Consider the following 14,413-nt stretch of genomic DNA (forward strand, 5'->3'; position numbering starts at 1 on the left):
CATCATGTCAGATCCGGCGCCGGTTCGGCGATTTCAACGTATCAGGGAACGATGGAGCGTACGGCGCTTGGGGATGTCGTCGTGCCGCTGCCCGTTCCGGAGCCCGACGTGCCGGTGCCCGTACCGTTGCCGCCGATAATGACGGCGCCCGAGCCGAGATTGCTCAAGGCGCTGTTGAGACCCGAAAGATCAGGACCTTGCGAACCGGACTTCACGCCGTGTCCCTGTGCCTGCGCCTGTGAAAGTAGATACGAACCATTGAGCCCGCTGCCCCCGAACGTCGGATTCGTGGGATGATAGACGATCTCGGACGCCGCCGCGGCGGACAAGCCGATGCCGATCGCGGATGCAATCGCAAATACAAACAAACCAAACTTACGCATGATACAGATCTCGATTCGAAGTTATGAGGTCATCGCTTGATCAACAGGCTTCCGTTCGGAAGTTTGGCAATCAGCATGTTGATCGGCGCGGATCCGGGCGGCTGGAGCACCGCGATGTTCAGGCTCTGGGTATTGATGAGGTTCACGTTGGAATAGTCGCGGCCGCCCTGGAGCACGGTAACGTTGTTGTTCGAGCCGCCGATGGTGCCTACATTGGAGTAGTTGTTGCCGCCTGACTGCGCCTGCAGCACGCGATTGTTGTTGCCGATCTGCAATGTTGTGGCGATGTTATTGCCGCGCGCGGATTGCGCCGCCTCCGGCGTCGGCACATAAGCGGGTTGTCGAGGCACGTAGGATGCGGTCGGGATCAGCTGGACAGGCTGTGACGCGGTGGTCGAAACCGTCACTCCTGCCTTGGCGTTCACTTGGGCAATATAGGCGGACTCCGCGTGGGCCGAAGCGCCGATGGTCAAGACCACGCCCATAATGCCGATCGCGATTGCTTGCTTCATGGCGACGTGCACGTCAGCCTCCCCTGGTCGGATTCCAACGTCAGCTCTGCGCGATAGTGATCGGCGGCCGAACGATCCAGGATGATCGTCGTGAGCACTTGCTCTTGTCCGGGCTGCAGCACAAAGCTCCCGCTTTGGGTGTTGCTGGAGCGTCCGGTGCTGCTCTGCTTGTCGATCAGGAAGCGATATTGACCACGGGCGGGACGGACGGATCGGACAGTCGCGTCAATTCTCAGGTAGCCGGACTGTGGGGCCGCCCGTATCGCGCATTCGATCACCGCGGCTGCATTAGGCTGCATCGGCTTGTCACTCACCTCTTACGCACTGGAACTGCCGCATATACGGCAATTTTGCGGGGACCCTATCGGTCGTTCTTTGCTCTTTTTTGACAATTCGTACATTCGCATTCGGCTTGACGGACTGAGGTGAAGCCGTGATCACTCTGCAACATGAGGAGAGCGGATCGTATAGACTTCAGGTTTGTGCTAAGCTGCGTCACCACCTGACTAATGCATCGATTGTTCCTGTCATGCCCACCATCTCGGACCTCGTGGCCAGCGGGGCGATCGTCAAGATCGAGGTTGAGCTCAGCGCGCACGAACAGCAGCTGCGCCTGCTCTACGGCACGCCGTCGTTCGTCGCCTGGCTGGAAGAGATCCTTGCAGGCGCAGTGCCGCCGCGACCGCTCGGCGAGCTATCACCGGCGCAGCAAATCGACGATCTGTTTTATTCGTTCTTGAGTGGCGCGCCGCTCGTCTTTAACAGACAGTTTCGTGCTATCCGCGCAGAGGACAATGCGGTCTGGGAATTGAAGACGGCGGATGTCCGCATCTTCGGCTGGTTCATGGCCAAAGACTGCTTTGTCGCAGTATTCGGAAACTGGGCTGATATCATCAAGGATCATGATCTCTATCGCGGCTACCGGATCGCGATCCGGCGACTGCGCCGTGAACTTGGGATCGATGCGACGCTGTGCGTGAAGGGGGGCGCACCGGATGACGTTCTTTCGATTTGATATCGACGCGCGTTCGCGCAAGGTCAGCCGGCTGCTGGGGCGGGTGCGACGCGAGCTGCTCAAGGCCGTCATGGAAGAACGGCGCGCAGGATTGACGCAGCAGCAGCTTGCACAGCGGCTGAAGACGCGCCGTGCGATCGTCAATCGCAAATTGTCAGGAGAATCGGAGATCACCCTGCGCGAGCTCGCCGATCTCGCCTGGGCGCTCGACCGCGAAATCAGCCTTGAACTGCGCCGGCCGGACCAGATGGCGGGCGACAACATCGCCCCCCGCACGTCGACGGTCGGCTATCGGCCGGCTAGGATCGTCGCACCGAAGCGCTCCGACGATTAGTTGGATGCCGGCACCGGATTTGAAACAGGCGGCGGGAGATGCCCCGCCGCCTGCATGACCTACTTCTGCGAGACCGTCGCGACGTTGTGGATGCCGTATTGGGCCGTGAACGACGTGTTCGACACGTTGGCGCCGGTGGCCTGAACCAGCTGGATCACGTTGCCCTGACCCACCTGCATCGAGACCTGGCTGTTGTTGCCGGCGCTCGCCTGCTGGCCGACGCTCTGCGCCGCGTTGACCACGTTGGAGCCGCCAATCTGCGAGATCAGCGAGTTGTTGCTGCCGAGCGCGAGCGGAACGGCCACCGACTGACTGACGCTGGCGAGGTTCTTCGAGCCATGCTGCAAGGTCAGCGCATTGTTGCTGGCGTTGCCGGTGCCGAAGGTCTGGGTGCTCTGCTCGATGGTCGCAGCGTTCTTGTAGCCGTGCTGGAACAGCGCCTGGGTGTTGGCACCGTTGGCCTGCTCGACCTCGGCGACGTTCTTGACACCGGCTTGACCGATGAACGAGGCGTTCGTGTAGTTCGCGCGCTGTTCCTCCGGCGTGTCGCCGAAGCTGCCTGCGACGCCGCCACCTTGCTTGGTGGAGGCCAGATTCTTGTTGCCGATCTGCACTGTCGCAGCCGCATTCCGCGGCCCTTCAGCAGTGCCGCCGACCGAGGTCTGTTCGGTCGCGACTTCGTTGCGGTTGCCGATCTGCGTCGTCATCGCGGCGTTGCTGTGGCCCGGCTGGAAGTCACCGTCAGCCGTGCTGTCGGCGCTCTTCTGCGACACCGCGGCGAGATTTTTGTCGCCGATCTGCTTCGTCACGGCGCCGTTGGCGCCTCCGACCGGGGTCGCGGACGACGGCGTCACGCTCGAATTGGCCTGGACGACCTGCGACACGTTCAGATTGCCGACTTGCAGCGTCGCCTGGTTGTTCTTGCCGCCGTCCTGCTTGGCGAGCGCGGTGTTCCTGTCGCCATATTGTGCGCTGAACGAGTTGTTCTTGTAGCCGACGTCCTTTGCCTCTGCGTTGGGCGCGCTGTTGGTCTGCAGGGTGGACGCAAAGTTCTCGTTGCCGACCTGGACGTTGCCGGAGTTGTTCCGGCCATGGGCAAGCTTGCCCGTCTGGCGGGTCAGAACGGTGTTGTCCTCGCCGGCCTGAGCCGTGGCCTGATTGTTCCTGCCGCCCTTCTGCTGGATCGTCGCCTGATTGCGGGCGCCGACCTGCTCAATGAAGGATTCGTTGTTGCGGGCGCCGGCAGCATTCGCGGCCGAAGCGCTCGCGAGGATGAGTGCCAAGGCAGTCATCGTTCTCATGAAGATAGTCCTTGCGTTGTCCAAAGCGGGGTCGGCGGGGATCGCCGCCCTCGGCGCGCGTTAAAACATTGTTAACCTAACGACCGAATGACAACTCTCCGACTGAGCAGGCCAAATCGCGCTGGGTCCCGCGGCGTGGAACTCCATGCGCATCGACCGCGTAGGCCCGTGCGGCAGCGTCGACCGCAGCGCGTTCTCAGCAGCCCTTTTCAGCTTTCTTCAGTGATCTTGCGCTTCGATCCGCAACGATCCGAGTCGCACTTCCTGCTCGGCATCGACGATGGCACGGATCTTCATCAGGCCGCCGGAGCGCAGTTGGAGCGGCGTGAAGATGAGGCTGGTGGCGGCCACGATATAGAGCGGTGCGCTGGTCTCCGGCTTTAGGTTGGTGACCAGCTCGGTCTGCTCGTTGCGCCGCGGGGTCTCGATCGGCTCTTCAGCGAACGGCTGCTCGTCGCCCGGCAGATAGCAGCGTACGACGATCGAGTTGAAGGGCCGCGACGCCGGAGAGAAGATATGGATGTGAACGCATAGTTTGGGCAGGACCAGAGGAAAACGGCCCGAGATGAAGATCACACCGTTGTAGCAGCCAATGAAGCTGAGCTTGCCGCCAGGTTCGTTGCGAATATCGTCGCAGAAGATTGAATACCCGTACCGATCCATGATCGCAGACCGTCGACACGGCCGCTCCTCACCCATACAGCCCGGCTGTCTTCGCGCAGCAGTGTGACGACATGATTACAGGCCTGTTCCTGTCCAGCGATCCGTCGGGTCTTGACCTCACGGTCGTTAGTTATGGGCACCTAACTCTGTCTCGCTTCGTCGAATGCGCTCCAGCCGTATCGCCGGATCTAACTTGCCGAAGGCAGCGCGTTGGGGTCGTGGCAGAAGACCCGGCCGCAGATCGTGTATTAGACGGAGCAATTTCACCCTTCCCTGCGCCTGCATTCCAATTGTGTCGCCTCCCCCGCGGCGGCTGACGAGGAGCTTTTTCGCAGTCGAGGAAAAGCTTTCCTGACTGGTCTTCCTAAACCTCCTCCCCGACCGGCGTTTAGGTTCGCCTGACGCTCATCGGTTTGCGGCAATGGCCAATATGAAGCGCTGCACCCTGACATGCCGGCGTGATGCCGAATATGCACCGGCTCGGTACTGCCCTGGATCACCGTTCGAATGCGCTGGATGGCCTCGGCGTGAGCCTTTCGACGAGGTTGCCGGGCATGATGCGCTGCGTCATGCCGGGGGGGGATGATGCGCTGCGTCTAGGGCGGACATCGCGGACAACATCATATCTGATCTTGGCGCAACCCGGTCGTGATCGCAGTTCCGGCAACACCTCGACGCGAACGATGCGGTCTCCGGAAACGCTCGTACCCACGAGCTGTAGCCCTCGGGCTGCCTTGACCTTTGCCCGGGGCACTCAGCTCTTTGCCTGTTGGAATCGCGGCCGAAGTCCGAAATGAAACTGGGTCGCATCTGCGGAACTCGACCTTGTGGCCTTCTCGACACAGGAAAGCACAAATCGGGCCAGCCGGCTCATCCGCCAATAGCGCTTCTCGGCGACACACCTGTAAATTGCACCAAATCTTTGCCCGATTTGGCCTCCTCGCCGGTATTCCTGCCTTACGGAACTCGCAGATGGCTCCGCTTCCCAGGATGAACTCCGAGTCAATGAGAAGGTTTGTGGGGCAGAACCTTACTCCGGCTCTCCCGGATGACGACCGCGCTCCAAATCCTGCCAAATGGTCAGCACTCGGGCCACGCTTACCTCGGGTTCTGACGATACCGCCGGTCCCAAAAAGCGAGTGCGGGTGCTTCCGCCGGAATCGTGGCCGCACAATGAGAGCCGCGGGTTTCCCTCTCACCCTGATCATTCTCGCCTCGGCTTTCCTTCTGCCAATGCTCGTCGCCGACGAGTCCCGCGCGCAAACAGGGCCATTTGTGTTCGTACCCCAAGATGCTTTTGGCATCAGCTTTACTACGATGTCGACAATCGACACGTCCAACAACAACGTGCTTACCCCGCTCGTCACCGGCGCTCAACCAACAGCCGCTGTCGTGCGCGGAGACGAATCGATAGTTTACTTGAGCAACAGCAATAGCAGTTTTGCTTCTCCCAACACCGTATACGCTATCGACACTGCCACTAACGCAATCATTGCCACTATTAATGTCGGAGGAGGAGCAAATCCTCTCGGCATTTCAATTAGTCCGGACAACACTCGGCTCTATGTGGCGAACGCGGCCGTCAACGACATTGCGGTCATCGACACCACGACCAACACAGTGGTCGCCACCATTCCGGTAGGCAATCGTCCGACCATGACCGCAGTCAGTCCGGACGGCACGCGCGTCTATGCGACGAATTTGTTCGGTAACACAGTTTCGGTCATCGACACGGCGACGAACTCGGTGACCACAACGATTAACGTCGGCGTAAACCCTGCCGGGGTCACATTTAGTCCGGATGGAACGCGCGCGTATGTGGCCAACCAGACCAGCAACACGATTTCAGTCGTCGATACGGCGACCAACGCCGTGCTCACGAATATCGGAGTCGCAGCCGGGGCCAGCCCTCGTCAAATCGCGGTCAGTCCCGACGGGACGCGCCTTTATGTGACCAACTTCAATAACGACACCGTTTCCGTTATTAACGCCGTGACGAACACCGTTATCACCAACATCGCCGTAGGGACTGATCCTTTTGGGGTGGTGATCAGTCCGGACGGCTCTCGGGTTTACGTCACCAACCGCACCAGCAACAACGTGTCGGTCATCGACACAGCCTCCAATACGGTCCTGACGACCCTCGCCGTCTCGTCCAGCCCAGGTATTGCCAGCATCTGCTCGAACGGCAACGCATTGCTTGCGGCCGGGCTCACCTTCAAGGCCAATACGTCGGGAGCGCTCGCCTGCACGCTGGCCTCCGGCCCAAGCGGCGCGTCGGGTCCGATCTTTACCGGTGGGACCTTGCAGTTCGCAGCGGGCGGAATCTCGACTTCGTTGCCAATCACGCTGCTGAGCCAGGGTGGTACGTTTGACACCGCCGGCAACAACGCGACCTTGTCCGGCACCATCAGCGGGCCGGGCGGATTTACCAAGATCGGCGCCGGCACGCTGACCTTGTCGGGCGCAGGCACCTATTCCGGGCCCACTTTCGTCAACGCAGGCACACTGCAGGCCGGCATCGTCAACGCGTTTTCACCGAACAGTGCCTACACGATTGCGAGCGGCGCAACTGTCGATCTCGGCAGCTTCAACCAATCGATCGGATCGCTGGCAGGCAGCGGGAGCGTGACGCTCGGCTCTGCGACGCTGACAACCGGGAACAACGGCACCTCGACTGCCTTCGGCGGCGTGATCAGCGGAACGGGCAGGCTTACCAAGATTGGCGCGGGTGCGTTTACGCTGTCGGGCAGCAACACCTATAGCGGCGGCACGGCCGTCAATGCCGGTACGCTGGTGATCGGCAACAACAGCGCGCTGGGGACCGGCTTATTGTCGTTGGCCGCCGGAACGACTTTATCGTTCCTCGACACGGCCAATTTCACCATTGCCAACAATATCCAGATTTCGGGCGATCCCTTCTTCACGCCGCCGGCGGGCACGACGCAAACCATCTCCAGCGTCATCTCCGACGGCACCATTGCCGGAACGCTCGATATGAGCGGCGCCGGCACGCTCGTGCTGACCGGCAACAACACGTATACCGGCGCGACCAGCATCAACTCCGGCATCCTTGTCGTCGATGGCTCGATTGCTCCTTCCGCTTCGACCATCAATGGCGGCGGCACGCTCGCGGGCAGCGGTACCGTGGGCAACGTCATGGTGGGCAGCGGCGGCATTTTGGCCCCCGGACCGCTAACCTCACCCGGCAGCATGACGATTGCCGGCAACCTCGCCTTTCAGGCGGGCGCTTTCTATCTCGTCCAGACCAATTCGACCGCCTCGCTCGCCAACGTCTCCGGGATCGCAACGCTGACCGGAGGCACCGTGTTAGCGTCCGGGCTGTTCACGCAGGACAGATACCATATCCTGCACGCGAACGGCGGCTTGGGTGGCACCACGTTCGCCGGCGCAATAACGAGTAGTCCGACCGTCTCCGCGACCCTGAGCTATACTGGCACCGACGTCTTCCTGGATTTGGTGGCGCAGCTGACCAATCTCAGCAGCACCGTCGGCTTGAGCGTCAATCAGTTCAATGTCGCCAGTGCCGTCGACGACTTCTTCAACAGCGGCGGCGTGCTGCCGCCGCGCTTCGCCGAGCTGTTTGCGCTCAACCCCGCTGCCTTGAAGAGCACGCTCACGCAGTTGTCCGGCGAAGCGGCGACCGGCGCGCAGCAAGGGGCGTTCCAGCTCGGCGGTCAATTCCTGAACGTGATGCTCGATCCATTCGTGGACGGCCGAGGCGGAACGGCGGGAATGACCGGTCCGGCCTTCGGCTTTGCGCCGGAGCGCGAGGCGCTGCCGGATGATGTTGCGTTCGCCTACGCAAAGGCGATGAAGGCTCCGATGGCCACCAAGGCGCCGCCGCTGCTCTCCGCTACCCAGCCGCTATGGACCGCATGGGGCACGGCCTATGGCGGCTCCAACAACACGAACGGCAATCCGGTAATCGGGAGTCATGATCTTAGCGCCCGGGTCGCCGGCTTTGCCGGCGGCCTGGACTATCACGTGATGCGCGACACCGTGCTGGGCTTTGCCTTTGCAGGTGGTGCAACGAACTGGTCCCTTGCACAAGGCCTCGGCGGCGGCCGAAGCGATGCCTTCCAGGCCGGCGCCTACGCCGTCACTCGGTCGGGTCCCGCCTATCTTGCAGCCTCGGCCGCCTTCACCAATCACTGGATATCGACGGACCGCTTCGCGGCGTTCGCCGATCACCTTACGGCAAACTTCAACGCCCAGAGCTTTGGCGCGCGCGTCGAGGGTGGCTATCGCTTCGGCCTCGGTGCATTCGGCGTGTCGCCCTATGCCGCCTTGCAGGCCCAGGCCTTCCGAACGCCGACCTACAGCGAGGCCGACCTCAGCCTCGGCGGCTTCGGTCTCTCCGGTCTCTCCTATAATGGGCGCACGGCTACCGATACCCGCAGCGAATTGGGCGCGCGGTTCGATTACATCGCGGCAGTCATGCCGGACGCGGTGATTACGCTGCGCTCGCGTCTGGGGTGGGCGCACGACTGGGTCAGTGATCCCAGCCTGACGGCGCTGTTCCAGTCGCTGCCGGGGGCCAGCTTCGTCGTCAACGGCGCCTCCCCCGCGAAGGATTCCGCGCTCGTCTCGGCTGGCGCCGAGTTTCGTCTCGCCAACGGCATCTCGCTGCTCGCGAAGTTCGACGGCGAGTTCGCCGGCCATGCGCAAACCTACGCCGGAACCGGGACCGTCCGTTACAGCTGGTAGTTGCGCGAAGCTACGGCGCCGCAGCGGACGACAGGACGGCTGTCTCGAGCATCAGATCCGGGGCAGACCGCCGGTGTGGGATCGTGTATCAGACGCGCGTCGCACATGGTCCGGCGTATTCTTGATGGTCACCCTGCTCTGCCTGTCTCTGCTCGGGCTTGCCTGCCTGCTTCTCGCCTGGATCGACTTCCGCCAGGGCATCATTCCGGATTGGCTCAACCTTGCGATCGCGGCGCTCGGCGCGATGCACGCCGCGGCTCTCGGCGGCGTGGCCTTCCTGGCTGAAGCCATCGTGGAAGCCGCGATCATCGGCGGCGCGGTCTGGCTGCTGCATCGGCTATATTTCATGCTGCGCGGCCTGCAGGGGCTTGGGCTCGGCGACGTCAAGCTGCTGGCGGCCTCCGCCCTGTGGGTCGGAGCGACCGGGATTCCGATGCAGCTGCTTGTTGCCTCCCTCACGGCCCTGCTCGCAGCGGTCGGCCTGCAGCTTGGCGGACAGGCGATGACGCGGCAAACGGCGCTGCCGTTCGGGCCGTTCCTCGTGCTCGGGCTCTTGATCACCCTGGCACTGCAGCAGACCGGCTGGCTGGACTAGATCGCCCCCATCCAACGGGATGGGTTAGCGCTTCCGGCGGCGCTGGACCGGATCTGCCTCGTCATCGATGAAAGCATTCTCCGCCTGGATTGGTGGTGACACACCCGCCGTCGTGGCCTCAGGTCCCGGCTCTGGAAGGCTGATGATGGCGGTCTGATCGTCACGCTTGAGCGTGACCTCCCGTCCCTGAACCGCCTGCAAACGCCAGCCCTGGAAATCTTCCCCGATGCGCAGCCGCAGGGCCGTCCGCGTGCTCTGATCGATGAAGATCCCGAAGCTCTGGTCGGCGCCGACGATCGTGCCGACCAGCGACAATTGTGGCCGCTCGACCCGCGGCGGCTTCGGCGGCGGAGGCGGCGCGCTGACCATCGCAACGGGCGCGGCAGGGGGCGGCGGCGGCCGGCGCGAGGCGGAAAAGATCGGCCGCTCGCGCGTATTAGACAAGCTTGCCAGCGGAATGGCCCAAAGCGGATTGGCGCTGACCGCCGGCGCCGCCGCAGCCGGCTTCGGCCGGACGGGTACGGGGGCTGCGCCAGCCGGCGCATCCCAGATTGATGGCGCGGCCGGAGCGTCCGCTTGGCGCGGTGGATCGAGCTCCATATCGGAAGCGGCAATCGACAGCGCCGTGCGCGCCGCGAGAAGGCTGAATACGGCCGCGAGCAGCACGACCAGGCCGATCGCTCTTGGCTTGCTCGGCAGCGTCCTTGGGAGCATGGTCCGGTCCGTCATTTCGCGCCTTGCCATTGTCCGGAGACAGTGAGGAGTATCCGCAATTTGCTGTCTCCCGCCTCGGCCACGTTCGTTGGTGCCTGCACCACCAGCTGATCGACAAACAGGAACGGCATGCCCGCTTCGATGTCATAGAGCAGCCGCTGCAGCCCTACCTGGTCGATGTCGCAGCTCGCGATCATCGTGATGAATCCGGTTTTGGATTGCGTTCCCTGCAGGTCGATCTGCGACGACTGCACGTTGCCGCCGAGCTTGGTGATCGCGCCGGTCACGCGCTGCAGTAGCGCGGCGCCGGCGACAGTGACGGTGGCGCCTTCCAGGAACGGCGAGCCGGACGGCGCGGTGCCCTCGGCGCCGGTTCTACGCGCCAATGCGGGTTTGTGACCATCGAGCTGCTCGAGCATCGCAGCCGTCGCAGCAACGTTGGCGCGGCGGCCCAGCACATCGGTCGCGGAGCTCGCGATCACGACCAGGAAGGCCAGCATCACGCCGAGATAGGTGATCGCGGCGGGCACAGGCCGCGCGAGGACTTTGGCCAGGGTTGCGTTCTGGTTCATGAGCCTGACCCGAAATACGGCGTGACGTGCGCCTCGATGTGAAACCGCTCGCCCGGGTCTTCGGGCGCGCGCGTGGTCGGGGCAAAGAACGTGGCACGAGTGAATTGCGGTGACTGTTCCAGCAAGCGGATCAAGGATGGCGCATCCTGGGTCAATCCGACCACCTGCATCTTGTCGCCCTCGATCCGCAGCTCCGTCGTATAGGTGCTGTCGGGCAGCACGCGCGACAGCGCTTCAAGCACCATCACGCTCGAGGCTGTGCTCCGCTTGCGCTGCGCGAGCAACTGCTCCGCGGAGCTTGCGCCCTGACTGAGGCGGAGCGCCGCGCGCCGCTGGGTGAGCTGCTGTTGCAGCTCCTGGAGCTGCGTATCTAATCGCGCGCCGAGATAGGCTGACAACGCAAAGCTTGCGGCGGCCGCCACGCCGCCGCCCAGCAGCAGCCCGCGCAGCAGACTCGGAATGCTCACGGCGAAGCGGCCGGCTTGCACCAGCCTTGCATTGAACAGCCGAATGGTTTCGCCGGCGACCTGGTCCTGCGGAACGGCGACCACTGCCGAGATCGACGCTGCGCCAAGTCCGGTCGCCAGTTCGACCAACGGCTGAATTCTCGCCCGCGCGGTCGCGGCCAGCATCAATACGATACGATCGTTGGGACCTGGCTGCGGCGCCGTCAGGCCATAGACGGCCTCGCCGGCCGTCCAGGGGGTCAGCCGGTCGATCTGGGTCCGAACCATGCCGTCGAGAAACTCGGCCGCCTGTTTGGGGAAGTCGACCTCACGGAACAGGACCTGATCCGGCCGCATCTCGACCTCGACGGTGCTGCTGCGGAACGCCGCGCGCCATTGCGGCGGCAGCGCCGGCTCGGGCCGTCCATGCATCAGGCGGAAGGACACCGGCGCCAGGCCTGCGTCCTGGCCTGCCGAGCCGGATCGCGCCGTGAAGTGGCCGCCATCCTCTTCCCGCAGCACGACCCTGCGCCGCGATGTGAGCCGGCCCATGGCCGCCTGGATCGCCACGGCCACGGCTGCGATCCAGGTTGCAAGCAGCTCCTTCAATTCCACCAGCATCGCACTCACAACTCCATTCCGCCGGCACCACCGATTCCATCGCGCCACGCCAGCACGCGGTACGGATTAGCCGCACTCTTCAAACCGATCACGACTTCGGAAGCGGTCTGCCAACCGTTCCTGAGCCGGAGCCGGACCAGGATGCGATAGGCCTCGCATTTGTCTTGGGTCGCGCTGGCCTTGGCCTCGCCGAGCGCCCGCGCGATGGCTTGGGGATCGTTGTCCAGCCCGTCGCGATCGGCAAGAAACTGCTTCAGGATCAGCGGCGTCATGCCCGGCAAGGCCGCGATCACCTCGGGTCTCGCATTGATCGCGTCAACTCCGGGGGAGCCGCTGAACACGGTCACGAAGGGAAGCGCGCGCGCCACCAGTGCCGGCGGCAGCCCCAGCACGAGGCTGAGCTCGTTGATGTGGGCGAACGGTGCCTGGCGCGGGCCGTAGGAGCGACCGGCGGCACGATAGAGCGCATCTTCACCGCTGGCGGCACTGCCGGGCGCGGCACGCTTCCGCCATCCGGCGATACGGTCGGCATACTCTCTTGCATTTTCGGGGCTGGCGCCGAGCACGCTCATCAGGCCAGCGAGTAATTCTTTCGGCGCGTTGTTGAGGTCGATGCGGGCGGTCTCGGAGGTAAAGGTCACCGACATCTCGGCACCGTTCAACGCGGCATGGAAACTGCCGTGCGCCGGCGGGTTCTCGCCGGACGAAGTCAGCTTATAGGCGGTCAATTCGACGGCGGCAGACACCAGAGCTTCGGTCTGCAGCGCATTGTCGTTGACGGCGATGGCGCGCGCCGAGTTGGCCAGAAAGGCCGAGAAGATCATCGCGAGTGCGGCAAGCGCCGCCAGAATCCACAGCACGGCAACGAGCACGAATCCGCGCTCGGCGCCGCGACGGTCGCAAGCTGCGCTGCAGGTCCGGCGCGCCATCACGAGCCTCCCTGCTTCGCGCCAGCGCCGGCCGGCCTGTTGTCGTCGGTGGCTTTCTTATTGCCATCGGTATCGGTCTTGCCGCCCTCCTCGGACGAACCGCCGGAGGCAGCCGCCTCGACATGAACCGGCGTGACGGTGGAGACCGCAAGAATGCGCTCGCTGCCGGCATCGCGAACCGTCAGCCTGATCGCCGCCGGCAGCCGGTCGCTCTCATGCCAGTTGTCGCGGAAGACCCGATCCACGCCCGCATAGGCGAACGACAAGCGGAACGGCGGCGTCAGCAGCACGACAGGATCGCGGGTGCGGATCGCCTCCGACAGCGAGACGCCCTGCGGGAGCGGCGCAAACGCCGCGCGCGAGCGGACCATCACCAGCCGTCCCTGATCCACTGTTTCTGCGATCCGGACGATGTCGAGGCCCGGGCCTACATTCGGCCCGATGGCCGTGCGCACGAAGGTGACCGACAGCGCCGAGCCGTCGAACAGCGGCTTGCGCAGGTCGCGTCCGGGAGAGACGAATTCCGCTGCGGCAAGATCAGCCGCGATGCGCTGCATGGCAATGCCGATCAGCTCGCTGCGCTGGACGCGGTCGACGCCATGGTTCCAGTTCGGCAGCCATTGCGCGGTGACTTTGGCCAGCGCCGACAACACGAGCCCGATCAGCGCAAGCGCGACCAGCGCCTCGATCAGGCTGAATCCCCGCTCGTCTGCGTGCGCGTCGCGATGCTCAGCTGTCGTCGTCATTGCTTCGGCTTCGGCATCAGACGAACCGTCTCCAGCGTGATCATGCCGCCGGCCGGCCCGCGCACACGCACTTTGACCAGTTCAGGAATCCAGTTCACATCGTCCTTGTCCGAGATCCAGTCGTCGCCGACCGGACCGATGTCGATCTGCCAGCGCGTCTCGTCGTTGCGACCGCTCAGCTGTCCCGGCGCCAGCGCGCTTCGTTGCGGGATCTGCATCGCCAGCACGGTTTGCGCCGACTGAACCAAGGCGACGTGGTTCTCCAACGAGCGAACCCCGCGGGCATTGGTCGACATCACCTGCCCGATCGCAACGATCGACACGGCGACGACCGCAAGTGCGATCAGCACCTCGATGATCGTGAAGCCGGCATCGGGCCGGTCAGTTGGCGAGCGGGACACGGGATGAAACCTCTACCCTGCCGGTCAACCAATTGACGCGGATCTCGTAGGTCGTATCGAGCCGGCTGAGTGCGATCGCCCCGCCGCACGACATGCCGTCGGCGAAGAAACTGATGGTGGCGAATGCCGCGCGATTGCGACAGGTCTGCGGGAGGGTGGCGTCGAAGCGAACGTCGTCGGGAATGCGCAACGCCTCGCGGCTGGCACCGGAGCGGATGGCCCGCGCATGCGGATCGACCAGGGTCGATACGTCGCGCTGGCGCCGGATCGCGGCGCTGCGGTCCATCTTCAGAAGCGTCGCCGCCTCGAGTGCGTAGGCCTGCAGCCTTGCGCGCGATGTCTGACGCGGCACGAAAGGCAACAGCACGGCCGTGACCAGAGCGATGAGCGCGAGCACGCACACCATCTCCAGCAGTGTGAAGCCGTGCTGATCCTTCTTGGTCATCAGTT

At 63.7% G+C, this 14,413-nt stretch carries 16 protein-coding genes; 4 read left to right on the forward strand and 12 right to left on the reverse strand.

The genetic code is table 11. The features are described 5' to 3' along the window. Positions 1–41: 41 nt before the first annotated feature. Genes QX071_RS18040 through csgH form a run of 3 tightly spaced genes read right to left on the reverse strand, consistent with a single transcriptional unit; the run spans position 42 to position 1,209 of the window. On the reverse strand, positions 42–383 hold the full coding sequence (locus QX071_RS18040) for a curli assembly protein CsgF (RefSeq protein WP_315703973.1): 342 nt from the start codon (positions 381–383) through the stop codon (positions 42–44). Between the two features lie 29 nt (positions 384–412). Continuing rightward, the gene (locus QX071_RS18045) at positions 413–907 is read right to left on the reverse strand and encodes a hypothetical protein (protein ID WP_315703974.1); all 495 of its coding nucleotides are present in this window, start codon (positions 905–907) and stop codon (positions 413–415) included. After that, the gene (gene csgH, locus QX071_RS18050; protein ID WP_315703975.1) at positions 892–1,209 is read right to left on the reverse strand and encodes a curli-like amyloid fiber formation chaperone CsgH; all 318 of its coding nucleotides are present in this window, start codon (positions 1,207–1,209) and stop codon (positions 892–894) included. Before csgH ends, QX071_RS18045 begins: the two co-directional genes overlap by 16 nt. Before the next feature lie 119 nt (positions 1,210–1,328). On the opposite strand from csgH, the gene QX071_RS18055 reads away from it, so the two are divergent. After that, complete coding sequence (locus QX071_RS18055) at positions 1,329–1,910, forward strand: hypothetical protein (protein ID WP_315703976.1); 582 nt, start codon at positions 1,329–1,331, stop codon at positions 1,908–1,910. Beyond that, the gene (locus QX071_RS18060) at positions 1,891–2,244 is read left to right on the forward strand and encodes a helix-turn-helix transcriptional regulator (protein ID WP_315703977.1); all 354 of its coding nucleotides are present in this window, start codon (positions 1,891–1,893) and stop codon (positions 2,242–2,244) included. Before QX071_RS18055 ends, QX071_RS18060 begins: the two co-directional genes overlap by 20 nt. Positions 2,245–2,303: 59 nt before the next feature. Here the strand turns inward: QX071_RS18060 and QX071_RS18065 are convergent, their stop codons facing one another. Then, entirely contained in the window at positions 2,304–3,545 is a 1,242-nt protein-coding gene (locus QX071_RS18065; protein ID WP_315703978.1) for a hypothetical protein, read from the reverse strand. A gap of 219 nt (positions 3,546–3,764) precedes the next feature. Then, on the reverse strand, positions 3,765–4,208 hold the full coding sequence (locus QX071_RS18070) for a hypothetical protein (protein ID WP_315703979.1): 444 nt from the start codon (positions 4,206–4,208) through the stop codon (positions 3,765–3,767). Between the two features lie 1,233 nt (positions 4,209–5,441). Between QX071_RS18070 and QX071_RS18075 the strand changes: the two genes are divergently transcribed. After that, complete coding sequence (locus QX071_RS18075) at positions 5,442–8,939, forward strand: autotransporter domain-containing protein (RefSeq protein ID WP_315703980.1); 3,498 nt, start codon at positions 5,442–5,444, stop codon at positions 8,937–8,939. 124 nt (positions 8,940–9,063) lie between these two features. Beyond that, complete coding sequence (locus QX071_RS18080; protein WP_315703981.1) at positions 9,064–9,534, forward strand: A24 family peptidase; 471 nt, start codon at positions 9,064–9,066, stop codon at positions 9,532–9,534. Between the two features lie 24 nt (positions 9,535–9,558). On the opposite strand, the gene QX071_RS18085 is transcribed toward QX071_RS18080, so the two are convergent. From QX071_RS18085 to QX071_RS18115, 7 genes are read right to left on the reverse strand one after another with little or no spacing between them, the layout of a single operon-like run. Beyond that, a complete protein-coding gene (locus QX071_RS18085) occupies positions 9,559–10,248 on the reverse strand; it encodes a hypothetical protein (protein WP_315703982.1) in 690 nt (229 codons plus the stop codon). A gap of 11 nt (positions 10,249–10,259) precedes the next feature. Continuing rightward, the gene (gspM, locus tag QX071_RS18090) at positions 10,260–10,820 is read right to left on the reverse strand and encodes a type II secretion system protein GspM (protein WP_315703983.1); all 561 of its coding nucleotides are present in this window, start codon (positions 10,818–10,820) and stop codon (positions 10,260–10,262) included. Continuing rightward, on the reverse strand, positions 10,817–11,887 hold the full coding sequence (locus QX071_RS18095) for a PilN domain-containing protein (RefSeq protein WP_315703984.1): 1,071 nt from the start codon (positions 11,885–11,887) through the stop codon (positions 10,817–10,819). Before QX071_RS18095 ends, gspM begins: the two co-directional genes overlap by 4 nt. A gap of 5 nt (positions 11,888–11,892) precedes the next feature. Continuing rightward, complete coding sequence (locus QX071_RS18100) at positions 11,893–12,816, reverse strand: type II secretion system protein GspK (protein ID WP_315703985.1); 924 nt, start codon at positions 12,814–12,816, stop codon at positions 11,893–11,895. Continuing rightward, positions 12,816–13,562, reverse strand: coding sequence for a type II secretion system protein J (locus QX071_RS18105; protein ID WP_315703986.1), 747 nt, complete (start codon positions 13,560–13,562; stop codon positions 12,816–12,818). Before QX071_RS18105 ends, QX071_RS18100 begins: the two co-directional genes overlap by 1 nt. Further along, a complete protein-coding gene (locus tag QX071_RS18110) occupies positions 13,559–13,963 on the reverse strand; it encodes a type II secretion system protein J (RefSeq protein WP_315703987.1) in 405 nt (134 codons plus the stop codon). The genes QX071_RS18105 and QX071_RS18110 overlap by 4 nt, the downstream gene beginning before the upstream one ends. Further along, entirely contained in the window at positions 13,944–14,408 is a 465-nt protein-coding gene (locus QX071_RS18115; RefSeq protein WP_315703988.1) for a prepilin-type N-terminal cleavage/methylation domain-containing protein, read from the reverse strand. The genes QX071_RS18110 and QX071_RS18115 overlap by 20 nt, the downstream gene beginning before the upstream one ends. Positions 14,409–14,413 lie beyond the last annotated feature (5 nt).

The organism is Bradyrhizobium sp. SZCCHNS1022 (assembly GCF_032484835.1).
In the GTDB taxonomy this organism is placed as follows: Bacteria; Pseudomonadota; Alphaproteobacteria; order Rhizobiales; family Xanthobacteraceae; genus Bradyrhizobium.